General features: G+C 48.2%; 26 protein-coding genes. 16 read left to right on the top strand and 10 right to left on the bottom strand.

All coding sequences use genetic code 11. From position 1 onward, the window contains the following. Window positions 1-60 precede the first annotated feature (60 nt). The 9 genes from murG (at window position 61) to G3255_RS09550 (ending at window position 11,886) form a co-directional block, all read left to right on the top strand. Entirely contained in the window at window positions 61-1,137 is a 1,077-nt protein-coding gene (gene murG, locus G3255_RS09590; RefSeq protein ID WP_211654268.1) for an undecaprenyldiphospho-muramoylpentapeptide beta-N-acetylglucosaminyltransferase, read from the top strand. A 23-nt stretch (window positions 1,138-1,160) separates the two neighbouring features. After that, window positions 1,161-2,108: a diaminopimelate epimerase gene (dapF, locus tag G3255_RS09585; RefSeq protein ID WP_211654267.1), complete on the top strand. Its 948-nt coding sequence runs from the start codon at window positions 1,161-1,163 to the stop codon at window positions 2,106-2,108. A gap of 18 nt (window positions 2,109-2,126) precedes the next feature. Continuing rightward, window positions 2,127-3,773, top strand: coding sequence for a sensor domain-containing diguanylate cyclase (locus G3255_RS09580; RefSeq protein WP_211654266.1), 1,647 nt, complete (start codon window positions 2,127-2,129; stop codon window positions 3,771-3,773). Window positions 3,774-4,016: 243 nt separating this feature from the next. Beyond that, complete coding sequence (locus G3255_RS09575; protein ID WP_211654265.1) at window positions 4,017-6,845, top strand: 2-oxoglutarate dehydrogenase E1 component; 2,829 nt, start codon at window positions 4,017-4,019, stop codon at window positions 6,843-6,845. A gap of 24 nt (window positions 6,846-6,869) precedes the next feature. After that, a complete protein-coding gene (gene odhB / locus G3255_RS09570) occupies window positions 6,870-8,156 on the top strand; it encodes a 2-oxoglutarate dehydrogenase complex dihydrolipoyllysine-residue succinyltransferase (protein ID WP_211654264.1) in 1,287 nt (428 codons plus the stop codon). A gap of 77 nt (window positions 8,157-8,233) precedes the next feature. Beyond that, on the top strand, window positions 8,234-8,833 hold the full coding sequence (locus G3255_RS09565; protein ID WP_211654263.1) for a DedA family protein: 600 nt from the start codon (window positions 8,234-8,236) through the stop codon (window positions 8,831-8,833). 76 nt (window positions 8,834-8,909) lie between these two features. Beyond that, window positions 8,910-9,107: a DUF6501 family protein gene (locus G3255_RS09560; RefSeq protein ID WP_211654262.1), complete on the top strand. Its 198-nt coding sequence runs from the start codon at window positions 8,910-8,912 to the stop codon at window positions 9,105-9,107. 55 nt (window positions 9,108-9,162) lie between these two features. Then, window positions 9,163-10,020: an ATP-binding protein gene (locus G3255_RS09555; RefSeq protein WP_211654261.1), complete on the top strand. Its 858-nt coding sequence runs from the start codon at window positions 9,163-9,165 to the stop codon at window positions 10,018-10,020. 9 nt (window positions 10,021-10,029) lie between these two features. Next, window positions 10,030-11,886, top strand: coding sequence for a vWA domain-containing protein (locus G3255_RS09550; protein WP_211654260.1), 1,857 nt, complete (start codon window positions 10,030-10,032; stop codon window positions 11,884-11,886). A gap of 48 nt (window positions 11,887-11,934) precedes the next feature. Here the strand turns inward: G3255_RS09550 and G3255_RS09545 are convergent, their stop codons facing one another. Together G3255_RS09545 and G3255_RS09540 are read right to left on the bottom strand one after the other, a co-directional pair. Beyond that, window positions 11,935-13,104: a toxic anion resistance protein gene (locus tag G3255_RS09545; RefSeq protein ID WP_211654259.1), complete on the bottom strand. Its 1,170-nt coding sequence runs from the start codon at window positions 13,102-13,104 to the stop codon at window positions 11,935-11,937. After that, complete coding sequence (locus G3255_RS09540) at window positions 13,079-13,783, bottom strand: 5-bromo-4-chloroindolyl phosphate hydrolysis family protein (RefSeq protein WP_211654258.1); 705 nt, start codon at window positions 13,781-13,783, stop codon at window positions 13,079-13,081. The genes G3255_RS09545 and G3255_RS09540 overlap by 26 nt, the downstream gene beginning before the upstream one ends. 414 nt (window positions 13,784-14,197) lie before the next feature. Between G3255_RS09540 and G3255_RS09535 the strand changes: the two genes are divergently transcribed. The 3 genes from G3255_RS09535 (at window position 14,198) to G3255_RS09525 (ending at window position 15,243) form a co-directional block, all read left to right on the top strand. Then, on the top strand, window positions 14,198-14,398 hold the full coding sequence (locus G3255_RS09535; protein ID WP_033541967.1) for a cold-shock protein: 201 nt from the start codon (window positions 14,198-14,200) through the stop codon (window positions 14,396-14,398). Between the two features lie 137 nt (window positions 14,399-14,535). Beyond that, window positions 14,536-14,742, top strand: a complete 207-nt coding sequence (locus G3255_RS09530) for a cold-shock protein (protein ID WP_101190390.1) — start codon at window positions 14,536-14,538, stop codon at window positions 14,740-14,742. Window positions 14,743-14,766: 24 nt separating this feature from the next. Then, window positions 14,767-15,243, top strand: coding sequence for a YkvA family protein (locus G3255_RS09525; RefSeq protein ID WP_211654257.1), 477 nt, complete (start codon window positions 14,767-14,769; stop codon window positions 15,241-15,243). 65 nt (window positions 15,244-15,308) lie between these two features. Here G3255_RS09525 and G3255_RS09520 read toward each other — a convergent pair whose 3' ends face one another. Continuing rightward, window positions 15,309-16,916 (bottom strand): ABC-F family ATP-binding cassette domain-containing protein, encoded by a 1,608-nt coding sequence (locus G3255_RS09520; protein ID WP_211654256.1) that lies wholly within the window; start codon window positions 16,914-16,916, stop codon window positions 15,309-15,311. 106 nt (window positions 16,917-17,022) lie between these two features. Beyond that, window positions 17,023-17,256, bottom strand: coding sequence for a protein YuzH (locus G3255_RS09515; protein WP_058380663.1), 234 nt, complete (start codon window positions 17,254-17,256; stop codon window positions 17,023-17,025). Between the two features lie 86 nt (window positions 17,257-17,342). Here G3255_RS09515 and G3255_RS09510 point away from each other — a divergent pair, with 86 nt between their 5' ends. After that, entirely contained in the window at window positions 17,343-18,527 is a 1,185-nt protein-coding gene (locus tag G3255_RS09510) for an MFS transporter (protein ID WP_211654255.1), read from the top strand. On the opposite strand, the gene G3255_RS09505 is transcribed toward G3255_RS09510, so the two are convergent. Beyond that, the gene (locus tag G3255_RS09505) at window positions 18,503-18,811 is read right to left on the bottom strand and encodes a DUF2651 family protein (RefSeq protein ID WP_211654254.1); all 309 of its coding nucleotides are present in this window, start codon (window positions 18,809-18,811) and stop codon (window positions 18,503-18,505) included. The genes G3255_RS09510 and G3255_RS09505 overlap by 25 nt on opposite strands. 172 nt (window positions 18,812-18,983) lie before the next feature. Next, window positions 18,984-19,514 carry a peptide-methionine (S)-S-oxide reductase MsrA gene (gene msrA / locus G3255_RS09500; protein WP_211654253.1) on the bottom strand — a complete coding sequence of 177 codons (531 nt, stop codon included), beginning with the start codon at window positions 19,512-19,514 and terminating at the stop codon, window positions 18,984-18,986. Window positions 19,515-19,747: 233 nt separating this feature from the next. Between msrA and G3255_RS09495 the strand changes: the two genes are divergently transcribed. The 3 genes from G3255_RS09495 (at window position 19,748) to G3255_RS09485 (ending at window position 22,426) form a co-directional block, all read left to right on the top strand. After that, window positions 19,748-20,692, top strand: a complete 945-nt coding sequence (locus tag G3255_RS09495) for an LCP family protein (RefSeq protein ID WP_211654252.1) — start codon at window positions 19,748-19,750, stop codon at window positions 20,690-20,692. Window positions 20,693-20,749: 57 nt separating this feature from the next. Further along, window positions 20,750-21,940, top strand: a complete 1,191-nt coding sequence (locus G3255_RS09490; protein ID WP_211654251.1) for an AI-2E family transporter — start codon at window positions 20,750-20,752, stop codon at window positions 21,938-21,940. Between the two features lie 66 nt (window positions 21,941-22,006). Next, entirely contained in the window at window positions 22,007-22,426 is a 420-nt protein-coding gene (locus tag G3255_RS09485) for a sporulation protein (RefSeq protein WP_211654250.1), read from the top strand. A 92-nt stretch (window positions 22,427-22,518) separates the two neighbouring features. On the opposite strand, the gene G3255_RS09480 is transcribed toward G3255_RS09485, so the two are convergent. From G3255_RS09480 to G3255_RS09465, 4 genes are read right to left on the bottom strand one after another with little or no spacing between them, the layout of a single operon-like run. Next, window positions 22,519-23,268, bottom strand: a complete 750-nt coding sequence (locus G3255_RS09480; RefSeq protein ID WP_211654249.1) for an energy-coupling factor transporter transmembrane component T family protein — start codon at window positions 23,266-23,268, stop codon at window positions 22,519-22,521. After that, window positions 23,249-24,685, bottom strand: a complete 1,437-nt coding sequence (locus tag G3255_RS09475; protein WP_249222101.1) for an ABC transporter ATP-binding protein — start codon at window positions 24,683-24,685, stop codon at window positions 23,249-23,251. Before G3255_RS09475 ends, G3255_RS09480 begins: the two co-directional genes overlap by 20 nt. After that, entirely contained in the window at window positions 24,672-25,253 is a 582-nt protein-coding gene (locus tag G3255_RS09470; protein WP_211654248.1) for an ECF transporter S component, read from the bottom strand. The genes G3255_RS09475 and G3255_RS09470 overlap by 14 nt, the downstream gene beginning before the upstream one ends. Continuing rightward, window positions 25,246-25,851 (bottom strand): YkoF family thiamine/hydroxymethylpyrimidine-binding protein, encoded by a 606-nt coding sequence (locus G3255_RS09465; RefSeq protein WP_211654247.1) that lies wholly within the window; start codon window positions 25,849-25,851, stop codon window positions 25,246-25,248. The genes G3255_RS09470 and G3255_RS09465 overlap by 8 nt, the downstream gene beginning before the upstream one ends. Window positions 25,852-25,921 lie beyond the last annotated feature (70 nt).

Here is a 25,921-nt window from a genome sequence, read left to right as displayed (position 1 = left end):
ACACAAACCGTGCAAAGTGACGAAGACACATATGCGCATAGTAGGAGAGTAGGACAACAGATGGAAAATAAGACAATCATTTTAACGGGCGGCGGGACAGCCGGCCATGTTTCATTAAACCAAGCAATCATTCCGGAACTGGAAAAACTCGGGTTCCGCGTTGAATATATCGGCTCAAAAGAAGGAATCGAAAATGAATTGATTCGCGATTCATATCCAGAGATCACCTATCACGCCATTTCAAGCGGCAAACTGCGCCGTTATTTCTCGACCAAAAACTTTACGGATCCGTTCCGTGTCGGTGCCGGATTGACGCAAGCCTTGAACATCATCCGCAAAGTGAAGCCTGTCGCAATCTTTTCAAAAGGCGGTTTTGTCTCGGTGCCGGTCGCGATGGCGGGGCGTTTGGCAGGTGTTCCTGTCATAATTCACGAATCCGATGTCACGCCAGGCCTTGCGAATAAATTGGCGATTCCCTTTGCGGATCATATCTTTACGGTCTTCAAGGAAACAATGACCCATGTGCCGAAAGAGAAATCGACTTGTACAGGCTCGGTCATCCGCAGCGAATTGCTCGACGGCTCAGCAGCAAGCGGCAGGGAGTTATGCCATTTCGACAATACCCATAAAGTATTGATGATCATGGGCGGAAGCCAAGGGTCTTCGATCATCAATGATGCGGTGCGCGAAAACCTGGACACCTTGACCAAACAATTCAATATCATTCATTTATGTGGAAAAGGCAATATCGATGAGCGCCTCGAGGGCCACGAACAATATTGCCAGTTTGAATATGTGACGCATGAATTATCGCATCTTTTGCATTTGACGGACCTGGTCGTTTCCCGGGCAGGGTCGAATTCGATCTTTGAATTTCTTGCACTGAAAAAGCCAATGCTGCTCATTCCTTTATCAAAGCAAAAAAGCCGAGGTGACCAAATCTTAAACGCCAATTTGTTCGAAGCGCAAGGCTTTGCCCATGTGCTGGAAGAAGAACAAGTGAATGCACAAAGCTTCATGGCGGCGGTTGAACGCCTGGTAGCTGAAGAGGAGCAATTAATCCATGCAATGACAGAAGCAGAAGCGCCGAAAACCGCCTATGAAATGGCGAAACTAGTGGCTGCTCATACAAAATAAACTCGAGCTGAAGAGGTGTCGTTATGGAATTATTGAAAGTACATGGTTCAATGAATACATTTTTCCTCTATGAAGGAAACGAACGCGAGGATTTTCCGCAATTAACCAAGCGGCTGGCGGCACTGGATCCGGAAATAGACGGCCTCTTGACCGTCTCTCCGTCCACGCACGCTGATGCGAAAATGCGCGTTTTCAATACAGACGGCTCGGAAGCTTCCATGTGCGGCAACGGCTTGCGCTGTGTGGCGCGCTTTGTTTGCGAGCGGGAAGGCATCAATCAAGCCGTAATCGAAACGATGAAAGCGGATTTGGCTGTACAGAAAGAATTGGAGATCGATGCGGGCGTGAACATGTACGGCGTGGAAATTTCACCGGTGTCTTTCGAACTCACCGATTTGCCGATGGTATTCGATCAGCATTCAGAATGGCGCCAGCAAGCACTGCCTTTCATCGATGCTGACATTCCGTTTACGGCAGTTGCCGTGCCAAATCCTCATTTGATCGGGATTGTCGGCAAGGAATTGCAGCAAGACCCATCCCATCAGGAGAAATGGGCCGCTTATTTTAACGGCGATAACCCTTATTTCTCGGACGGAGTTAATTTAAGTTATGTGACGCCATTAAAAGAAGGGATTTTTGTCCGGACCTATGAAAGAGGCGTCGGCTTTACGGACGCCTGCGGTACGGCCATGACGGCCTCCGCTTTGGTCAGCTGTCTCGCGGGGCTGGTGCCATTCGGGGACGTTTCCGTCTTTAACCCAGGTGGTATGGTTAACTGTTCGGTAAAATCCGAGGACGGCCATTATCGATTGAAGTTGAGCGGTAATGCAACATATTTAGGTGTTTATCGCTTCCATGCAGGTGCTGGTTTAACAACTGGTGAACTGGAACTGGTAAAACAGACAGATGAGCAGTTAGCTTATGAAAAATTCATTGAGAAAATCAGCGGCGCGACAGCAGAGCTGAGATAACAGAAAGCGGTGGATTAGATGTCGGGACCTTTTACGAAAGAGCAAATGGATATGCTGTACGGGAAAGCGGCCGACCCGGTCTATTTCATGCAGCAGCAGGGCAACGGCTTTATTTATGTTTGGGTCAACCCGGTCTGCCAGAAGATTTTCGGGATGGATCTAACGGGCCGCACCGTAGAAGAATGCTTGCCAAGGGAATTGGCGCTTGAAATCCATAAGCAATACCGGATTGCGATCAAGCGCAACGAACGTCATCTGTACAGGGACTATAGCTTGTTCTCTGACCGTGGAACCGCGATGGAAACCGAGCTGACGCCATTTAAGCATGAGGGTACGCAATACGTGCTGGCCATCACGAAAGATGTGACTGAACAAAAGAAAATTGAAGAAGATTATTTGTTCTATCAATCACTTGTCCAAAATTCAGTCGATCCGATGTTGATGATTTCAGCAGATTTTACGATCCTTGATATGAACCCAGCTTACGAAAAAACCTTTGGCGTGCACCGTAAGGAATGGCTTGGCCGAAGTTACGAAGACATTCCCCAAGACAAGCAAAAATTCTTTGAAATGGGTAAGCTTCTGCTTGAAACCAGCACAAGCACCCATAAAGTGAGCTCGATTTTCCTGAGCCGCATTAAAAGCGATGGACGCGAGGCGAAGTTTTCGGCCAGTTATTCATTGATTAAAGAAGATGGGATCATTCGGGCTTTCCATGTCGTGTTCCGTGAGCTGACCAATGAATTATTATTGAAGCATGAACTGAAACGGACGGAGAATATACTGGAAAGCTACAAAGATGCACTGAATTACGCAGCGCTCGTCCTCATTTGGGATATCTCCGGTATGATTGAATTTGCCAATGAAAATTTCAAGAAGTTGACGGGCTTTGACAGCAGTGAGTTAACTGGAATGAATATCCAGTCGATCGGCCAGTCGATCATGTCGGGCCAGCAACTTGTCCATCTCCAGTCGGTCTTGAAAAAAGGCGAGATCTGGCGTGGGCAAGTGCGCAGCTTAAAGAAAGATGGCGAGCCGTTCTGGGTGGATGCTACAATTATTCCGCTGTTTGATGTAGACGGGCGCATCTATCAAATGCTGTCCATCTTATTCGACATTACCGACCGCAAGGAAATGGAAGAACAATTGCATCACATGGCGTATCACGATCCGTTGACGAATTTGCCGAACCGACGGATGATGGTCAAGCATTTCCGCGAAATGGAAGCCAAGAGCCTCCGGACAGGTGACCTAGTCGCTGTTTTATACATAGATGGCGATAATTTCAAGGAAATCAATGACCTGCATGGCCATGAAATCGGTGATGAATTCATCCACCAATTCGCCCGCGCACTTGAGCGCAGCATCAGAAAGTACGATGTGGCGGCGCGCATCGGCGGCGATGAATTTCTCATCTTATTGCCGGGCATATCCGCCATCAATAGCCGGAAACAGATCGAGAACATCATTTCTCGCATCCAGCATACTTTGAAAGATGGATGGGTTATCGACGGCCAGCATTTTTCCCCAACGTGCTCAATTGGCAGCGCTTTGTATCCCGAAAACGGGAGCGAATTTGAGGAGCTGATTCAGAAAGCCGACCATGCGCTTTATGAAGCAAAGAAAAAGGGCGGCGGCATCGTTTGTTTTCATGGTGAATTATAAGTTTCTTCCATAGGAGAAGGGAATTCTGCCACCTTGTATGCATGTAAGCGCTTCAATGCGCTTTAGCTGAATCTTTTCAATCAAAAGCATTGTTTTTTTCAGTGGAAGTAGTAAGATTGATATGGAAATTCGTTCAGTACTGCTACAGCCCTGCCGCTTTAAGTCGGGCGAGGGGCGTGCTAAAATAGGAAAGACCTATAAATAAAAGTGAATGCCATAAGGCAAATAGTTGGAGGTTATTCAATGTCTACCAATCAACCGGACACAAAGTCCCCGTGGAATTCCATCACCGGCCCGAACTTGGGGTACGTGATGGAGATGTACGACCTTTACCAGGATTCCCCTGAGTTGATCGATCCTGAGTTTGCGGAGCTATTCAAACAATATGGACCGCCTGCAGAGCAGCCTGCCATTCAGACAGGCGATGCCACTGGCGCTGCATCCGGTGTGGCGGTCGAACCGAACCGTTTTGAAAAAGTGCTCGCAGCGGTTAATTTGGCGGAAGCCATCCGTGCACACGGCCATTTGGCTTCGGATATCTATCCGTTGCAAGACCAGCCTCGGGATACGGAAAGACTGGAAATTTCAAAATATGGCTTGACTGAAGCCGATTTGAAAGATGTCCCAGTATCCTTAATCCTGGAAAACGCTCCAGCCGAAGTGAAAAACGGCCTTGATGCAATCAATTACCTGAAGTCACTTTACACGGACAAAATCGCTTACGAATTCGCACATGTCATCCAGCCACAGGAACGCAGCTGGATCCAAACGAAAATCGAAGCGGGCGATATGAAGCCGAAACTCGATGCTGACAAGAAAAAGCAGGTATTGGATCTTTTGACGCGCGTTGAAGGATTTGAAAAATTTGTCCACCGCACATTTGTCGGGCAAAAGCGCTTTTCTATCGAAGGCGTCGATTCACTTGTCGTCTTGATGGATGAATTGGTTCGCATGTCTGAATCAGCCGGTACGGAAAACATCATGATCGGCATGGCCCACCGTGGTCGTTTGAATGTCTTGACGCACATTCTCCATAAACCGTATGAAATGATGTTCGCAGGATTCGCGCATGTCGGCGATGAAGCGTTCCTTCCTGAAGACGGGTCGCTTGAAATCACCAAAGGCTGGTTCGGCGATGTGAAATACCATATGGGCGCAGCCCACAGTTCTAAAGCAGGCACCAAGATCAAGCTTGCCTATAACCCGTCCCACTTAGAAGTCGTGAGCCCGATTGTTACAGGACAGACGCGTGCTGCACAAGAAATGACTTCCAAGAGCGGCTTGGCACCACAGGACCCGAATAAAGCCTATTCAATCCTCGTTCACGGCGACGCCGCGTTCCCGGGTCAAGGCATTGTGACGGAAACATTGAACTTCAGCCGTATCAACGGTTATCAAACTGGCGGGTCGATTCATATCATCGCCAATAACCTGATCGGTTTTACGACGGAACAGCACGATTCACGCTCGACTCATTATTCATCCGACCCGGCAAAAGGCTTTGAAGTTCCGGTACTGCACGTCAATGCAGACGATCCCGAAGCTGTGGTAGCCGTTGCACGCTTGGCGTTTGAATACCGCGAGAAATTTGGCAAAGACATCCTGATTGACCTGATTGGCTATCGCCGCTACGGCCATAACGAAATGGATGAGCCGTTAGTGACGAACCCGATGATGTACCACGGCGTTCATCAGCACGATACGGTCCGTGAATTGTACGGAAAACAATTGGCTTCTGAAAGCGTGCTTTCTGAAGATGAAGTTAAAACACTCGATTCTGACATCCAAAAAGTGATGCAGGAAGCGTATGATAAAGTAAAAGAAAATAAATCCGACGATCATCCGAAATTAGAGATGCCGGAAGCTGTCCTGAACGGTTTCCCGGAAATCGAAACCGGCGTCGGCAAAGACATTCTTGAAAAATTGAACGAAGAACTATTGTCATGGCCACAAGACTTTTCTGCGTTCGGCAAATTGGCGCGTATCCTGAAACGCCGCGAAGAGCCATTCAAAGGAAAAGGCAAAATCGATTGGGCCCATGCAGAAACATTGGCGTTCGGTGCCATCTTGCAAGAAGGCAACCCGATCCGCCTGACAGGGCAAGATGCACAACGCGGAACCTTTGCGCACCGCCATCTTGTGCTGCATGATGAGAAGAACGGCAACGAACTTGTTCCGCTTCACCACATTTCCGACTCGAAAGCATCATTCGTCGTCTACAACAGCCCGTTAAGTGAAGCTTCCATTCTTGGCTTCGAATACGGCTATAATGTAGAGAACGACAAAGCATTGGTCATTTGGGAAGCTCAATACGGAGATTTCGCCAATATGGCACAAGTCATGTTCGACCAATTCATTTCGTCCGGCCGCGCAAAATGGGGCCAAAAATCCGGTTTGGTCATGCTGCTTCCGCACGGCTATGAAGGGCAAGGCCCGGAACACTCCAGTGCACGTCTCGAGCGTTATTTGCAGATGGCTGGAGAAAACAACTGGACAGTCGCAAACCTATCCAGCGCAGCGAACTATTTCCACATTCTGCGCCGCCAGGCAAAAATGCTAGGGGAAGAAGCCATCCGCCCGTTAATTATCGTGTCGCCGAAGTCACTTCTGAGACACCCGCTTGTTGGGGCTGAAGTCGATCAATTGGCAGAAGGCAAGTTCGAGACAGTTATCGAACAGCCGAACATGGGGCAGGATGCGAAGAAAGTGAAACGCCTGCTATTTGCTAGCGGTAAGATGGCCATCGATTTGGCGGAACGCGTCAAAGACGGAAAAGGATACGAGTGGGCGCATATCGTCCGCGTTGAGCAATTGTATCCGTTCCCGGCCGAAAAAATCAAAGCGATTGTCGACCGCTACCCGAACGCCAAGGAATTGGCCTGGGTGCAGGAAGAGCCGCAAAATATGGGGTCTTGGTCATTCGCCGACCCATACTTGCGCGAACTTGCAGATGGTAAAGAAGTGAAATACTACGGACGCATGAAGCGCCAAAGCCCTGCAGAAGGCGACGGCGAGTCACATAAAGTCGAACAGGCACGCATCATCGATGAAGCTCTAGCTAAATCGAAATGATGAACTTTTAAGGAGGAATTAATTGTGGCAGAGATCAAAGTACCGGAATTAGCAGAATCGATTACAGAAGGAACAATCGCCCAGTGGCTGAAACAGCCGGGCGATACAGTAGAAAAAGGGGAGTTCATCGTTGAACTAGAGACAGATAAAGTCAATGTTGAAGTTATCTCTGAAGAAGCCGGCGTCGTTCAGGAACTGCTTGCAGAAGAAGGCGATACAGTTGAAGTCGGCCAAGTAATCGCAACAGTCGGAGAAGGCTCTGGCGAAGCGGCAGCTTCAGCCCCGAAAGAAGAAGCTAAAAAAGAAGAGGCACCAAAAGAAGATCTGGCTAAAGAAGAAGCGAAGCAGGAAGCTCCTGCCGACCAGGAAGCTGCGCCTACAGAAGAAGACAGCACGTCTTCCGACCGCACAATCGCAAGCCCGGCAGCCCGCAAATTGGCACGTGAAAAAGGCATCGATTTGGCTTCTATTACGCCAGTAGACCCAATGGGCCGCGTACGCGTCCAAGACGTTGAAGCACACGGTTCGAAACCGGCAGCGACTCCAGCTCCAGCTAAACAGGAGGCACCGAAAGCTTCTGCATCTGCAGCTCCTTCTTCTGATGAAGAAAGCGGCCGCATCGTCCGCCAGAAAATGACTAGACGCCGCCAGACCATCGCCAAGCGTTTGCTTGAAGTGAAGCAATCGACGGCTATGCTGACGACGTTCAACGAAATTGACATGACCAATGTAATGGAACTGCGCAAGCGCAAGAAAGACAAATTCCAGCAAGACCACGACGTCAAGCTTGGTTTCATGTCATTCTTCACAAAAGCAGTTACTGCTGCATTGAAAAAATACCCATACGTTAACGCTGAAATCGACGGCACAGACGTGCTCTTGAAGCAGTTCTATGATGTAGGGATTGCTGTATCGACTGAAGAAGGCCTTGTCGTGCCGATCGTCCGCGATACGGATAAAAAGAACTTTGCAGAAATCGAAGCGTCGATCGGTGAATTGGCGACAAAAGCACGCGACAAGAAATTGTCGATCGGCGATATGACCGGCGGATCGTTCACGATCACAAACGGCGGCGTCTTCGGTTCACTCTTGTCTACACCGATCTTGAACGGTACGCAAGTCGGGATCCTCGGCATGCACACGATCCAGAAGCGCCCGATCGCAGTTGGCGACAATGTGGAAATCCGTCCAATGATGTACGTAGCGCTATCGTATGACCACCGTGTAATCGATGGCAGCGATTCTGTTGGCTTCTTGAAAACAGTGAAAGAATTGATCGAGAACCCAGAAGACCTATTGCTTGAATCTTAAGACCACACCATTCGGCAGCTCCATTGCGGGGCTGCCTTTTGTTATGGGATAATGTGGCATAGAGACGGGGGATTTGGATGGAGCTGGATTTTTTATGGGAAATGGCAATGGAATACGGGTATTTGAGCATGTTCTTAGTGAATTGGCTATTGTTGTTTGGCCTGCCGATCCCAAATGAATTCGCTGCAGCATTTTCAGGCGTCGTAACGGAAACGAGCGATTTCAAGCCGCTTCCAGCCTTTTTATCAGCATACAGCGGGCTGATCACGAGCAATTTATTCGCTTACGCTCTCGGGTGGCTATTCGGCCATCGCTTGATCGCTTGGCTGCAGACGACATTTCTGCAGAGTGGCATTGAACGATTTCGGCAATTTTTGTCCCATAAAGGCAATTGGGCGATCGCATTCAGTTTTTTTCTTCCAGGCGTGCGCTGGGCGATGCCTTATGTTGTAGGGGCAGACCGCTTTCCGCTCGGACGTTATTTGCTGTTCGCCATGCCAGCAGGCTTTGTCTGGACATTCGCTTATTTCACATTGGGCCGCAGTTTTCCATATGCCTATGAAGCGATTCTTGGACATCTGCAATGGTTTCTGATCGCCTTATCGATTATCGCAGTCATCGGGTTGATCGGGTATCTGGCAATCGTTCGAAAAGGCGGCAAGGGAGGGCAAGTTTGAATTCCCGTGCAATTTTCCTTATACTGAAAAGAGCAGCAGAACAACACATTCACAATGACAGAAAAGGATGATACCGATGATACATACCAATTGGCTCGAAAAAGAATCTGTCCGCACCGTTACGTGCAAGCATACCGATGCCGACAAATTTTTAGTATCGAATGTGCTGACAGCAGGACAGCAATACGATGTGAAAAATGAAACTGAAGAATTTTTGTTTGTAGTCGACAACACAGGAAAAGTCGGCGGCTATTACAAAACTTATTTCGAATGATGAACAAAAACCGATGAATCCATCGGTTTTTTCTATGGAGACAGGAGTGGAGCAGATGACGATTATTGATGAAGAAATCAAAAAACGGACGCAGCGGGACCACGCAGAAGATTCGAACTTGATAGGGGAAGGCGGTTATATCTCGCCTGATGAAAATTTATGGAACGATATCCTGACAGCGGTCGTGTTGAAAAAGCCAGTGCTATTGAAAGGGCCGACAGGAGCAGGGAAAACGAAACTCGCCGAAAGCATTTCCGAGCTGTTCCAACAGCCCATTCAAAGCATCAACTGTTCGGTCGACTTGGACGCGGAAGCGCTGCTCGGCTTTAAAACCTTGGTGCAGCGCGATGGCCAAAGCGCGATCGAATTTGTTGAAGGGCCTGTGGTGACTGCCATGAAACAAGGCCATATCCTTTACATCGATGAGATCAATATGGCGAAAGCCGAAACCTTGCCAATCCTGCATAGTGCGCTCGACTATCGCCGTATGCTGACCAATCCATTCACCGGTGAAGTGATCCAAGCGCATGCGGACTTCTCGGTACTCGCTGCCATCAACGAAGGGTATATCGGAACATCGCCGATGAATGAAGCGCTAAAAAACCGTTTCATCTCCTATCCAATTCCTTACTTGTCAGGCGAGCAGCTCCGTGGCCTATGGGACAGGGAATTTCCGGAGGCCGATCCGAAGCTGAAAACCTTCATGCTGAACTTGGCAGCGGATTTGATGAAGCAAGTGGAAAACGGCCTCATGTCGGAAGAAGCCGCCTCGATCCGAAGTTTGCTGGATGCAACCGCGCTTGCAATGCATATCGATACACTGCGTGCTGTCCGTTACGCTATCGCTGAAAAACTGGATGATGAAAGTGAACGGAGTTTATTGATGGATTTGGCGAATACTTGGCGAAAGTAGGGATGCAGGATGACATCAATCAATCGCTTTATCCAATTTAATAATGAAACGGTTGATACGAGGCTCCTCAACCGGATGGAACAGCTTTCCAGAGCATTGTCATCCGCGCCTTACCTGCGCTTAACGACCAGGAAACTATGGGAATTCAGGCCCTCTGAAGGCGCCGTCTCGATGAGCGTATTTTGGCGCCATCGGCCAAAAGAGGTCGAGCAGGCGGGGTATCTCTCAGATATCTATTTGGTGAGCGCTGGATTTTGGCGTCATTTCAGCCTGCGTTCTTGGCGCAATTTTGAACAGGCGGAGACCCGTTTGCCTGAACTCGCCACGCAATTGCTGTTGATGGCGGAAGAATTCCGCTTGAGCGACCGCATCGTAGCGGAACGCCCGGGGACGAAGCATGCCTTTGAAGTGAGAGAGAAAATCGTCTCCGGTTTTCATTCCGATCAGCTGGAACAAAATCGCAAAAAGGGATTTTGGGCAGATGCCTTCCTGAATGCCGCTTATTTAAAACTGCGCGGCAAAGACGTTTCGTTAAGCGACGAACTGGATCCTCTATTTATGGCTTGGACGGAAATATTCAGTTCCGATGCCACCGGAGATTCTGCACGAACCATCCAGAAAATTTTGCCGCAACTGGAATATTTGCTGAGTTCGGATGCCCTCCATACGTATTATACGTTCGGGGAACCGGCTGAAAAAACGCCGCCGCCAAGGTATCACGAAGGCATCGAGGCGGAGCAGTCTGAAGAAGAAGAGGAAATTGACACGATCGAAGAATGGTTTCAATCCTGGCACCGTGAAACGGAATTGAATGATGCCGCCGCCCTTGAGTATGAACTTGAACGCGGTGATTCGAAGCTTGCCGATGGGGGCAGGGAAGAAGAAGGTGCCGGGGAAGTCGAACAGACAGGAACAGGTGAGTCACAAGGCGAACACCGGGAAGATAATTTACCTGACGAACAGAGAAAAGACGAAAAGAAACCGAAAAAAGCAAATGGCCGATTCGGTTCCGCGAACGATGGCGTCGTTTATTACGAATCGCGCATCGACACATTGCCTGTCGACCGTCAGCAGCTGCAGCGTTGGCGCAGCGAACAAGCGCCATTTGTACGCGCATTGTTGAAAGAAATGCAAAAGCGCATGCAGCAGCGTATCGAAAGCGAACGGACGAATTTGCATGCTGGGCGATTATCGAAAAACCTGTTACCGCTCGTCACCGACGAACGGCCAAAGCCTTTCTACCGGAAAACCGCCCCTTCCAAGCAATTGGATGCGGTCTTCAGCTTGATGATTGACGGTTCCGCTTCAATGGTCGACAAGCTCGACGAAACGAAGCAGTCGGTGCTGTTATTCCACGATGTGCTCAGAGCGCTCAAGATTCCTCATGAAATCGCGGTGTTTTATGAAGATGCCTATGAAGCGGGGGACGCTCAACAGCCCAATTATTTTGAATGGCTGCATAAATTCACCGACGGCTCGGCAGACCATGCAGCTGAGATTCTTTCGCTCGATGCCCATGAAGACAACCGCGATGGTTTTGCGATTCGCTGGATGGCGGATCGGCTGAAACAGCGCCCGGAAAAGCACCGCTTCATGCTGGTCTTTTCGGACGGTGAGCCGTCTGCTTATAATTATGCCGACAACGGCATCATCGATACGGCCCAAGCCGTTTCGGAAACCGAGAAGATGGGCATCGAAGTGATGCATCTATTCTTGAGCGGTGAATCAACAAGCGAGGAACAGGCAGCGTTTTATCGCATGCTTTATGGCAATAAATCGGTCAGCGCTGATTCACTGGAGCAATTTGTCGAGCAGACGCTGCGCTTATTGAAACGCACCTTGCATTTAGTCGTACAGGCATTATAAGGAAGAACCTAAAAACCCCTCCGCAATTTTTTTGCGAAGGGGTTTTTATCAGTTCTTTTCCTGGCCATCGTGGATGGCGAGCAGGCGTTGCTTTAAGTCTTCTTCCATGCGGCCAATTTCAAGCTCTGCCGCTTTGCGGTTGCGGCGGCCTTCTGCCTGGATCTTCAGGGTTTCTTCAATCGTCTCAAGCAAATTCTCCTGTGTCTGCTTCAAGGTCTCGATTTCAACGATTCCGCGCTCGTTTTCGCGCGCAGTCTCGATTGAATTCATCTTAAGCATTTCCGAGTTTTTCAATAACAGATCGTTGGTAGTGGCGGTTACTTGTTTTTGCGCTTCGACCGCTTTCATCTGCTTGTTCAAGGTCAAAGCGATGGCAATCTGGTTTTTCCATAACGGAATGGATGTCATGATAGACGATTGGATTTTTTCAGCGAGTGTTTGGTTGGTCTGCTGAATCATGCGGATCTGCGGCGCACTTTGAATAGTGATCTGGCGCGACAATTGCAGGTCATACAGGCGTTTTTCCAAACGGTCGACATACTGGACCATATCGTTCACTTCCTGATAGGCCATCTGGTCGTTAGAGGCTTCGGCTTTTCTGCGCAAAGCAGGAATGGTTTCATTCATGATTTCATCCCGTTTGATTTCAGCTGCCGCGATGTAGACATTCAAGGCCTGGAAATAGGTCTTGTTCTGGTCGTATAATTGTTCCAGCATCTGAACATCATCCAGCAAGCCGCGTTTTGAATGGTCTAGCTGGACGCTGATGCGGTCGACTTGTGTGCTTAACTTTTGATATTTGCTCATCATTTCCTGGACTGAATATTTCGCGCGGTTGAAAACTTTGCGCAGACCTTTTTGCTTTTTCTGCGTCAATTCTTCGGGGTTTAGTTGTTCAAGCTTTTTCATGAGGTCATGGAGCACATCACCGACAGGGCCGATGTCTTTCCGCTGGACATGATCGAGCATTTTATGCGAAAACTGGCTCAACTGGTTTTGCGCATTGGCGCCGTATGTGAGGATGGCTTCACGATTTCCGGTCGGAATCTGTTTAGCCAATTCGCGGGCTTTTTCCTGTTCTTCTGCACTTAAGCGTTCAAGCAGTGCAACAGGCTGTCCTTCCGTCTGAGCCAATTGCGTTTGCTGGGATGTTTCTTCCATACCAAACGGGGTACCGAGAAGCTCATCCAACTCATTTCTCGTCTGATTGTTGGTCATTTTCCATGTCTCCTTTATGTTCGATTTGCTGTTGCTGATCGATCGTTCTCGTATTGTGCTGGTCGACAGCTAGCCGCGCATAATCGAGTTCCATACGCAGTTGCTCCACGTCCATTGACAGCACGCGCTTCAGGTCGGCTTCCATTACTTGCTGCAATGAACGCAGCATTTCGCGTGTTTCCTGGAGCGCAATGCGCATCTCCATGTCTTTGACTGGTTGCCCGACCAATAATGTATATTTGCCGGTCAATTCGATGGCAGAATCCAGATGCGAATAGAAGAACGGTTCTGCCAAGTAGAATTTGCGCGGGTTTTGCTGGACGATTGTCAGGATTTTAGTGGCGATTTTGACCATATCCATCAATTGCTTAAATGAAGAAATGGACCGTACTTTATAGTATTGGCTTTGCAAGGTTTTAATTTTTTCTTTGCCTTCCTTGATTTGCACGCGGATATTCCGGTATTCACTTCTGGTCATGCCGAGCTGTTTGGAATCGCTCGACAGCTGGTATTGCTTCATCGATGTATTGCTGGCAAAATAAGTGCCGGCTGCAACAGCACCGGAAGCAAGCAGCCCGATTTCTGCTCCTAAATAGAGAATCGGGAACATGGCGGACATGAGAGGGAGGCTGACCGATTGTCTCTTGATGAAGTTTTCGATCGGCTTAATGGGTTTCATGCTTTAACCTCCTTAACGGCTACTAAACTATACGTGTGGCGCAGGGAAAAGTTTCATGGTGCGCGTCTATATCCCTTATTTTACGTGAACGGGAGAGCCAATACAAACTTCAGGACCGCTAGCGGGCTGACACATTAATGCTTTACAAATTCCCATTAATTTGGCATAATGCTTATAAGGATTTTTTAGAGAGCTAAAAAAAGTTTGGAAAACATTCAGAAAGTTTTTAGATTTGTTTGACTTTTATAGTCAATTTGATATAATTAAGGTAATTCAACATACGAACTTCCGCAATAGCTATTCACATATTCCCAAAAGTGATCAGCAAGTGTCGGTACTTTTGGGAATATGTGAATTTTTTTTATGAAAGTTCGCATATTGAAAAATTTTGTTTACCACAGGAGGTAATTTAACATGCAAGAAGGTACAGTAAAATGGTTTAACTCAGAAAAAGGTTTTGGCTTCATCGAAGTTGAAGGCGGCGACGACGTATTCGTACACTTCTCAGCGATTCAAGGCGAAGGCTTTAAAACGCTTGACGAAGGACAGCGCGTAGAATTTGAAGTAGAGGAAGGCAACCGCGGACCTCAAGCTACTAACGTAACTAAACTTTAATTCTCCAATCCAAGAACTGCCGTAATGGCAGTTCTTTTTTGATGGATTTTTTCTTTGAAGTTTCCATTGTTTAATATTCCCGCTCATTCGGGTATATCTAAATTAGAATACCAAGAATATTGAAGGGGGATTTATCCATGCAAGGAAAAGTGAAAGAGTTTAATGACGATAAAGGATTCGGCTATATCGAAGGCGATACGGGCGAGTTGTTCTATTTCGAAACGATCAACATCAATGAAGAAGGGTTCCGCCGCTTCATGCCGAACCAACATGTTGAATTTACCATTTACGACGGGGCTCCCGATAAAGAACGGGTTGCAACCAACGTCACATTAGTCTTCTAATTGCCGGATGAAAGGGGAATGCACATGGGTAACGAATATTTAAGCACGGCATTGCCAAGTGAAGAAAAACAGCGGGATTTCTATCAAAAGCTTCGTTTCAGGGTGCACAACTGGCTCGAAGGCAAATCGTCAAAACTGGATTCTGCTGGCCAGTTCGTGTTATTTGCACCGGACCTTTTCCATTTATTGACCCGTTTGCTTTTGGACAGCCGCATCGATAAGAAAAGCAAGGCTTACGTTGGGGCTGGTGTGCTGTATTTCATGGCGCCGATCGATTTTTTGCCGGAAATTCTAGTCGGCCCAGGCGGATTCATGGACGATGTCATCGTCGCAGTATACGTCGTCAATACGGTCTTGAACCGATTCCCGAAAGAAGTGGTGACAGAGCACTGGGCGGGAGACCAAGATCTGTTGAAAGTGCTCAGCAAACTGGCGAATTCTGGTGACCGATGGGCAGCGAAGTTGCCGGCCGGAAAAGCCGTGAAACGCTTCCTGAAATAAACCAACGCATAGAAAAAGCCCCTCAGAAATGTGATATTTCTGAGGGGTTTTCGTGTGGCAAGAAATTATTTGGCGATGCCTTGTGTTTCTTTCCATTCCAAAAATTCATCGTAGGTCAATTGCTTGTCGAGAATCGAGCCATCTTCTTGGATTTCGATGACGCGGTTGGCAACGGTCTGGATAAACTGATGGTCATGGGAAGTGAAGACCATGGCCCCTTTAAAAGCGATCATGCCATTGTTCAAGGCTTGGATGGATTCAAGATCCAAGTGGTTGGTTGGTTCATCCAATAGCAGCACGTTGGCATGCGACAGCATCATTTTCGATAGCATGCAGCGGACTTTTTCGCCACCGGATAAAACAGAAGGTTTCTTTTTCACTTCTTCACCGGAGAACAGCATTCTCCCAAGGAAGCCGCGAAGGAAAGTTTCGCTTTCATTTTCCGGCGAGTACTGGCGCAACCAATCCACCAAGGAAGTTTCGCTGCCTTCGAAGTATTCGGTATTGTCAATTGGCAAATAGGCGCGTGAAGTGGTGACACCCCAACGGGCAGAACCGGAAGCCGGCTCGTCTTCTTCAGCAAGTACGCGAAGGAGTGCCGATTTCGCCAATGGGTCGCCCATCAAGACGATTTTATCGTCTTTGTTCATATTGAAGCTGACGTTATTCAATAATTGATTGCCGTCGACGGTTTGGCTCAAGTCTTTAACTGTCAACACATCATTGCCAATTTCGCGGCCGATGGTGAAGTTGACGAACGGGTATTTTCGGGAAGATGGGCGGATATCGTCCAACTCGATTTTATCGAGCATTTTCTTCCGTGAAGTTGCCTGCTTGGATTTCGAGGCGTTGGCAGAGAAACGGGCAATGAAGGCCTGCAACTCTTTGATCTTCTCTTCTTTTTTAGCATTCTGGTCGGATGCCAAGCGAGTTGCCAATTGGCTGGATTCGTACCAGAAGTCGTAGTTGCCGACATAAAGCTGAATTTTTCCAAAATCAAGGTCGGCGATATGGGTACATACTTTGTTGAGGAAGTGGCGGTCATGCGATACGACGATGACAGTGTTGTCAAAGTTGATTAGGAATTCTTCCAGCCATTGGATAGCTTTCAAGTCCAAATGGTTGGTCGGCTCATCCAGAAGAAGAACATCCGGTTTGCCGAATAGCGCTTGTGCCAAAAGCACTTTGACTTTGTCAGATCCGGATAGTTCCGCCATTTTCTTGTCATGCAGATTCTCGGAAATGCCAAGGCCCTGCAAGAGGATGGCGGCTTCTGATTCTGCTTCCCAGCCGTTCAGTTCCGCGAATTCGCCTTCAAGTTCAGCTGCACGCATGCCGTCTTCGTCGGAGAAATCTTCTTTCATATAAATGGCATTCTTTTCGGACATGACTTCATAGAGTTTCTTATGGCCCATGATAACTGTCTCTAAAACCGCATGCTCTTCATATTCAAAGTGGTTTTGCTTCAATACGGCCAAGCGTTCGCCAGAGCCCATGTAGACGTTGCCGGACTGTGCATCAAGTTCGCCGGAAAGGATTTTGATGAACGTTGATTTGCCGGCGCCGTTCGCACCGATCAAGCCGTAGCAATTACCTGGGTTAAACTGGATGTTGACATCTTCAAATAACTTGCGGTCGCCAAAACGCAAAGATACATCATTTACTGCTATCATTATTATTCGTCCTCCTAAAATTCACAATATGAATAGTATAACACGAATGCGTCCCAAACCGGTAGCGTTCAAAGCCCGTGTCGGCTAAACTAATAAAGGATAAGCTTTAGCGGCTTTTTCTGCGAAGATAAGCATCCAATTGGCCAAGCTCTTTATTCAGGAGGTACTCCATCTGTACATATTCGCGCCTGCCCGGAACGTGTTCCGGTGTCAGGCCTTTCATCGAATAAATAAAGTAATAGCCGCCAATCTGGCGGAATAGCACGACCACGTGCGGAAATTCGTCAAAAGTGGCTTTGATATTGTATCGTTTTGCGTAGCTCCAATTTATGAGCTTCATCCAGCAACCCGCCTTTCCTGTTTTATTTTAAGGTAAGTGGCAGCAGGAACACAAGTTTGGTGCTGAAGGATAAGGAGAGAGAAAATATGAGGGGAATTGGGACAAGACCAGCACTGACCGGCGTTATCTTTGCCATTCTATTAGTGGCGCTCAATTTAAGGCCGGCCATTTCTTCAATCGGGCCGATGCTCGAACCGATTCGGACGGATCTTGGGCTGACGAACGGGCAAGTCAGTTTATTGACCGCTGTACCCGTCCTGTGCATGGGACTGTTCGCGCCATTTGCGATCGTCTTCAATCGCCGCTTCGGCTTGAAGCGTTCCATTGGTTTTTTGCTGGCCATCATTGGTGTCTTTACTTTAGGGCGCGGATTTTGGCCGAGTTATTTTAATTTATTGCTCAGTTCGTTTTTTATCGGCATCGCGATTGCTATCATCGGGCCGATGTTGTCTGCCATGATCAAGCGGGATTTCCCCACTCGGACGGCTTCGTTGATCGGCGTCTATTCGTTTGGCATGGGGCTCGGTGCGACACTCGCCGCAGGATTGACGAGTGTCGTCTACGCAGCTTCCGGCTGGCCGGCGGGGCTTGCGGTTTGGTCCGGTTTGGCGATTGCTGCCCTTATTGTATGGCTGAGAATGCCTGAAGCGAAAACAAAAACAAAAACAAAAACGCAAGCAATGCCAGAAGATCCGCTGCCGATCACAGAAAGCCCGTGGAAAAACGTGAAGGCGTGGTACATGCTGTTGTTTTTCGGCTTCCAAGCGGCTTTCTTTTTCTCGATGCTGACATGGCTTGCACCTATCGCAATCGATAAGGGCTTGAGTGTGCTGTCGGCAGGAGCGGTTGTTACTGTCATGACGGCGGTCCAGATCGTTTGCAATATTTCCATCCCGCTGTTGTTCAGCCGCTACCCGAACCGCTTTCTATGGGTGTTGGCTGTACTGGCGTTCGGTACAGGCGGAATCCTGTTGTTGATGTTTGCCGGAACATGGGCGGTGTGGGTTGCTGCTGCTTTGATTGGTGTTGCGCTCGGTGGCTTGTTTCCAATCGCTTTACTTTTGCCGCTCGATGCGACGGATTCTGCAGATGAAGCAAATAGCTGGGCTGCGATGACACAATCCGGGGGATATTTGATTTCGGCATTCATGCCGTTCATCATCGGAGTGGTTTATGACCAGACCGGCAACCATGATATTACCTTATGGATGTTCTTGGCATTTGTCATGTTGATGATTCTTTTTGCTTATTTGCTCCATCGAAAACCCTGATGAGTTTTTTTAGGGGACGGCGCAACGGCCACCCAGGAGACATAAAGCGACAAGAGCGGAAACAGGATTGCCCATGAAACAATCATCATGTATGGAATTTCCGCTTCTGGGAGTAAAGTTGAAAAATACCAATAATTCAGTTCGAGCGATGAAACGAGCGTGACGAGCGGGCCAATGAAAATCCTGTTCGACAGTATCGCCGCTGCAACGCCCAGTAAAATAACAAACGGTGGAAAAAGGATTAATTGCACGAAAAAGATGTCCAAAGTGCTGAGCCATTGCATGATAATGCCTCCTGTTTAGCGCATTTTTGCGGAAAGACCCGCGTATCCTGATTTTAGACTAATCGAATAATCTGTCAATTAAAATATTTATGTGAGAAGTTTTTTATATTGATCAGCGGGCAATTGGGTTCGCTCTGTTCGCTGATTTTCAGCCATAGAAAAAGCCGGCGCATCAAGCGTCGGCTTTCTTCCACGCACTATCCAAAAATTCATCGCGACCGGATTCGGCACGATCTTGTGCGTAATGATCTGGATTTTTCAAGTAGAAATCCTGGTGGTAATCTTCAGCCGGATAGAAGGGCTCGGCATCTTGGATCTCGGTGATGACCGGTTTATCGAAGCGGCCGCTTTCTTCGAGTTGTTTTCTGGAAGCAAGCGCCAATTTCCGCTGCTCTTCATTATGCACGAAGATGGCAGGGCGATAGGAAGCTCCGCGGTCCTGGAATTGCCCGTCATTATCAGTCGGGTCGATTTGCTGCCAAAAGATATCCAGCAATTGTTCATATGGGAAAACGGCCGGATCAAATGTAATTTCAACCGCTTCCAGGTGGCCGGAATGTCCACTTTTCACTTGTTCATAGGACGGATTCGCCAAATGGCCGCCAGTATATCCGGAAATTACGGACTCGATTCCGTCAAATTGATCGAATGGCTTGACCATGCACCAAAAACAGCCGCCAGCGAATGTTGCTTTTTCTAACATTGGATTGCCTCCTTCTATAATATAGGCCACCATTTTACTTTTATGTAAAGATGTCTGCGGCTTTGAAGCGCCGCCTGGACATTTCCATAGAGGCATAATGGCCCACTTGAGAATAAGAAGAATTTTACCACTCCGGTGAGGCACAAACAATAAAAACGTATTACGGAAGGAAACCTCCATCTATTCATATGCGTCTAAACAAATTGTACAGCTCAGAAAGGAATGTAAACATCATGGAAGAACAATACGAAACAAGGCAGACCAGAAAACGCAAACGATTCCGCCCGATCGGCAAGCTTTTCTTATTATTGATCATTTTATTGCTCGGTGCTGGAATTTACTTCTTTATCCAATATCAACAAGGCCAGGACATAGCTGATGAAACCGAAATCGAAGCGGAACCGTTTGCAGGAGATGAAGACAATAGTGGATACCAGAATATCCTTGTACTCGGGGTGGATTCGCGCGGTGAAGCACAATCACGGACGGATACGATGATGATGGTGACTCACGACCGCGAAAACAATGAAGTGAAAATCACCTCGTTCATGCGTGATATTTATGCAGATATTCCAGGGTACCAATCTTATAAATTGAACACCGCTTATTATTTGGGAGGCGTCGATTTGCTGGCGTCGACTTTGCGTGAAATGTTTGGTGTGGAAATCCATAATTACGCACTTGTCGACTTCAAGAGCTTTGAAACGCTTGTCGACATCGCAGCGCCGAGTGGTGTCGAAATCGATGTCGAAAAGGAAATGTCCGAGAAGATCGGCGTAACTTTGTCTCCAGGCGTGCAGAATTTGAATGGCCAGGAATTGCTGGGCTACGCGCGCTTCCGTTCGGATAATGAAGGCGACTTCGGCCGTGTGCGGCGCCAGCAGCAAGTGATCGCTGCATTAAAGGATGAATTGATCAGCGTGTCGTCAATCCCGAAACTGCCGAAATTGGCAGGAGCGGCTCAAGGCTATGTGCAGACCGATATGCCGTTGGTCGATCAAATCAAATTGGCGACACAGCTTGGCACCGGTGGCAGCGGGGAGATCGAACGCTTGACGATTCCGGTGGAAGGTGGATACAGCTATGCGAATTATCCACAGGCCGGCTCGGTTCTTGAAATCGATATACAACAAAATCGCCGTGCGCTGGAAGAATTTTTGTCTCAGCCTCTCAACTAATTTTTCAGATAATATGGTAAACTATAGGTAGAAGCCTATACAAAGAAGGGGATCGCCATGCCGCCAGATGACAATAGACCGCCGTTTTTTGCTACTAACTATATCCGCTTCCTGGGCGGGAGGAACACGCTTTTCACCTTATTGATCTTGATTTTAATCGGGCTCGTCGTATTCATCTTCAGGGAAGTGTCGTTCATCTTCAATCCGCTCAATGTATTCATGAAAACGGTCGTCTTGCCAGTCGTCTTGGCTCTTATTTTTTACTACTTGCTGCGGCCGGTGCTGCGTTTGCTGGAACGTTTCAAAATTCCAAGAATTTGGGGCATCTTGATCATCTTCCTTGGCGGCATCGGGTTATTGACTTTATTGAGTTTGTTGGTGTTTCCATATGTGAGAGACCAATTCCAGAACTTAATCGAGGAATTTCCAGATTATTTCATGCGCTTATTGAACAATACCGATCAGTTTTTGCGCAATTCATTGGTCGGTGATTATTACCAGGATTCAGACTTTAATATCGAGGCCTTGATCGCTACCTTGCCGACCAGCATCGCAGATACACTTCAAGCGACAGTGACGGGCATCATTACGCGCGTCACCAGCTGGATTTCGACGATCACGGGTGTCATCCTGTCGATTGTCATCGTGCCGTTTATCCTGTTTTATCTATTGAAAGACGGTGATAAACTTCCGGACTATTTCCTGAAGTTGCTGCCGCCAAGATTTCGAGACGATACAAGAGAAGTCTTAAGGGACGCAGACAAGCAATTGGGGGCTTATATCCAAGGCCAGCTCATCGTCGCATTTTGCATCGGCGTGATGGTCTATATCGGCTTTTTGATCATCGGTATGGATTATGCACTGCTGCTCGGCGCGCTGGCGATGGTGACAAGCATCGTGCCGTATATCGGTCCAGCTATCGCGATTACGCCCGCTGCCATTATCGCACTCGTTACTTCGCCGTTCATGCTTGTGAAACTCGCAATTGTGTGGACCGTCGTACAGCTGGTGGAAGGTAATTTGATCTCGCCGCAAGTAATGGGCAAGACGATGTATATCCACCCTGTCACGATCATTTTCGTCCTGTTGACGGCCGGCTCCTTGTTTGGCGTCGTGGGGGTCATTTTAGGGATTCCGATGTATGCCTTGCTGCGGGTCATCGTCAGCCATCTGTACAAGCTGTTCAAACGGCGTTATAACCGATACGAAACGGACTTGGATAATCAATACGACTACACCGAGCTTTAAGCTTCCTGTTTATAAGGCACAGGAAAGTGGTATGGAGAATTATCAAATTTTGGGGGTATAGATTTTATGAAATTCAAAGACTTTTTATCTTCGATCGGCATCGGTTCGATCAAAGTGGACACTGTAGTGGAGAGGCCGCATCTTGAAGAAGGTGAAACCTTGAACGGCACGGTTTACTTGGACGGAGGAAGCGGCGATCAGGAAATCGATTATATCGAACTTCAAGTGATTCGCTTAGTGGAAGATTACCGGCAAGACAGCGATTTTGATTTTTATGAAACGCCAGTTGCCAAGCAGAGCTTGGAATTTGCGGGATCCGTAAAATCAAAGAACACCGTCATGCAGCAATTCGAAATTGTGCCGGATGAACGCTGGGTGCTCGAGAATGTGAATGCCAAGTTGATTTTACGGACGATTGTTCACGTGAAAAACGGCGTCAATGTCCAGGACGAGGATGAAATCACTTACGGTAAAATAGACAGCTGAAGACAATTTACAATAGCTTGATGATAATCTTATTATGTTAACCCAAACAACACCTCCGCAGTTGGATCATTCACTGCGGAGGTGTTGTTTTATTAAGTCCAAAAAACTGCACTGCAACTTAAGACGAGCACCAATGAAAACATGCCAAGCAATGCATAATCCTTGTGCTCAATCTTGATTTCCCGGTAATGAGATCTTGCTGCGTCTGTAAACGCCCGCGCTTCCATCGCAAAGGCGGCGCGCTCGGCTTTTCTGACAGCACCGGCAAGCAGGGGGATGAGCAGGCGGCGCAAGGCTGTTATTCGTTTGAATGGCGTTGGTTTCGCACCCGGACCCCTGAGACGGTGAGCTTGCTGCAACTGCTCGAATTCCGTTTTTAGAACAGGAAGGAATTGATAGCTGATCAGCACACTGAAAGCAAGTTTCGGAGACAGTTTTCCTTGCTGCATCAAGCTTTGGATAAACCGGACAGGATCGGTAGTGAAAGCAAATAATAACGAAATGCTTGAAAACGCCAGGACGCGGAATGATAATGACCAGGCATGCTCCCAATTTTGAGCGGTTATTTCGATCATGCCGATTGTCCATAACACAGTCCCATCACCAGACTCACCGAACACCAAGGTAGTCCAGAAATAACCGAATGCGCCGATCACAAAAGGCAGCATAACAAGTGACCAAAGTTTCCAATTGGTTTGGCTAAACAGCAATTGTACCAATACGATGCCTAGGAAAAACATCAGTGGCGTCCAAGGATTGAAAAAAAACGCGAGCGCCAGCATACATGCAGTGACAGCAAGAAATTTCAAGCTGGGGTTCATTTCATGTAAAAGACGGCGCATAGGATTCCTCCTTTTCCGGCCAATATAAACGGTGCTCTGCCAGCAGGACAGGGCTTGAAAAAAGCTCTTGTGGTTCAAGAGGAGCGGATAATCTGCCGTCTTTCATTAGGCAGATCGTATCCGCAATGCTCAAGGCAAAATTCATATCGTGCGTCACCACAACCAACGCGCAGCCGTCTTGCGCCCGGCAAGTGATTTGGTGATGGAGCTCCATCAATGCGTTGAGGTCTTGCCCTGCCGTCGGTTCATCTAGCAACAAAACTTGGCGACGGTCTGCTAGCATCGCGCCGATGGCCACACGGCGCTTTTGGCCATGGCTCACGGAAAAAGGATGGGCTTGAGCAATAGGATCCAAGGCAAGTGCCTCGAGAAGATCTTTCACATCATGAGGAGAGGAATTTCCGGAATACGATAATTCCTCTTCTACAGTCTTCGACAGAAACAGCTGCTCGGGCGATTGTGGGACAAATCCGGCAAACTCTCCTGAAATCGTCCCGCTATCGTGTTTCATGATGCCGCATAAGGCTTTCAGCAAAGTCGATTTCCCGCTTCCGTTCGGTCCTGCAATGATCATCACTTCACCCGCATAAAGCTGCAGGCTGGCACCGCGCAGCAAAGCTTTTGAAGCTCGTGTAATGGATAGATCCCTTGCCTCAAACAAGACTTTTGGCTGTTTGGCCGTCTCACGCTTCGGCAGGAAAGGAGCATTCCTTCTGGTGTAGGCTTGGTCTTTCTGTATGGCGCCGTTTTCCGAAAGGCTGATCTCCCGTTCGAAAAATTCTCCCCATAGCTCTAATTTATGCTCGACGGCGACGATTGCAAGACCGTTTTCCTGTTGCAATTGATCCAACCAAGCGACAAACTCTTTCGCCGTCAACGGGTCGAGATGGGCGAGAGGTTCATCGAGCAACAAACAGTCAGGCTCCATAATCAAGGCGCAAGCTGTGGCGATGCGTTGTTTCATCCCGCCTGAGAAGGTTTGAATGGAACCATGGCGAATATCGTCCAGGCCCGTCATGCGCAAAATCCGGTCGATGCGTTTTGGCATCTCTTCCCGGGGCACTTGAAGATTCTCCAGAGTGAACGCCAGTTCTTCTTCGACCGTCGGCATGCAAAATTGGCTGTCGGGATCTTGAAAAACCGTTGCGACTTTCCGGTTGGCTTCACCAGGTTCGTATTCTTGTGATGTACGCCCGAAGATCCTGACGGTGCCAGAAACTTGGCCATCGCAATTATGCGGGTACAGCCGGTTCAGCACATAGAGAAGCGTGGACTTTCCGCATCCACTTGGCCCTGTAATGACCACCCGTTCTTGCGCATGGATTGCGAGCGTAATATGGCGTAAGGTCGGTTCTACTGACTCCGGAAAGCGAAAGCTGAAGTTGTCTAATTGAAAAACCGGATTAAGCACGGACATCGCCTTTTTCCGCCTTAGCGATAGCATAGCCCCGTAGTGATCCAGTTGCGAGCAGTGAATCGGCGATATATTTGCCGCCGATGCCGGCAATGATCGCACCGCTTGCGACGCGAAGTGTGAACATCAAGGCGACGAAAGAAGGATCCAATGCAGCATAGCCCGATAGGAAATAGCCGTAAACAAAACTGAAAACTCCAGCACCAGCACCTGCAAGCATCAAGATGCCAACATGGAAATGCCGGTAACGAGTCAGCGCGAACGCTGCTTCTGCTCCGAGGCCTTGAATGATGCCTGATAGGATAAGCCTCGGGCCGATCGCATTGCCGAGCATCACTTCGATAGCTGCGGCCAAGATTTCTGGTAATAAAGCAGCGCCAGGCTTTCTGATAATATACATCGAAATGATGGAGACGATAAACCAGATGCCGAACATCCATTCATAAGCGAGCGGCCCGATGACGCCTGCCCATAAGTTGCCAATGTGCAAAAAGAGCAAGTAAACAATGCCGAACACGACGCCAAATAATGACATGAGGACAATTTCTTTCAGTTTCCATTCCTTAAGCATGATCTTCACCGCCTGTTTTGTGTGAAGGACTGTTGATGCTCATGGATACAGTCATCACGAGGTGGGGGTGTTTAGCGGAGCGCGCGCTGGAAAAGCTCGTTTCGTAAAAAGCAAAGACCTCATGGATATCCCCGTGGATGCCGCTAGCATAATGCATGGAATCATTCCACACACCGAACTCTTTGGCACGTTCCACTTCGCGGTAGATAACTTCCATATAATCGGGATTGTTCATCGGATAAAGGGCGAATTGGGATGAAACGTATTGCTTGCTGGCGTCTTCGTTTGCCGGTTCATCGGGGGCGTCCAAATACGCATCACCCGCTGTATCACCTGGACAGCCAGCTGAAAAGGTGCCGGACAGGGCAATGTGTTCTTTCGTTTTCGCGGCATGAAGCGTCAGCGCTTTCGCGACATTGAAAACATGCTGTTGTTTGCCTCGGATGACGGTGGAGACGTCGTCGGTTTGCATCCAGACATGGGATGTATCGGTGTCCTTCAACGCACTTTTGATGATACTGATAAAATTTCCGCTCATCGGATGTAAGGAAAAGCGAAATCCTACGATCGGGCTGGTGCCGCATGAATATGGTTCCATATGGAATCCCTCCTAAAAATATGCACAAAAAAGCCGCATCCGTGAAGATGCAGCCACTATTCCATATTTC

The sequence above is a fragment of the Planococcus sp. MSAK28401 genome (assembly GCF_018283455.1).
Taxonomy (GTDB): Bacteria; Bacillota; Bacilli; order Bacillales_A; family Planococcaceae; genus Planococcus; species Planococcus alpniumensis.
This window is presented reverse-complemented; position numbering and strand designations above follow the sequence as displayed.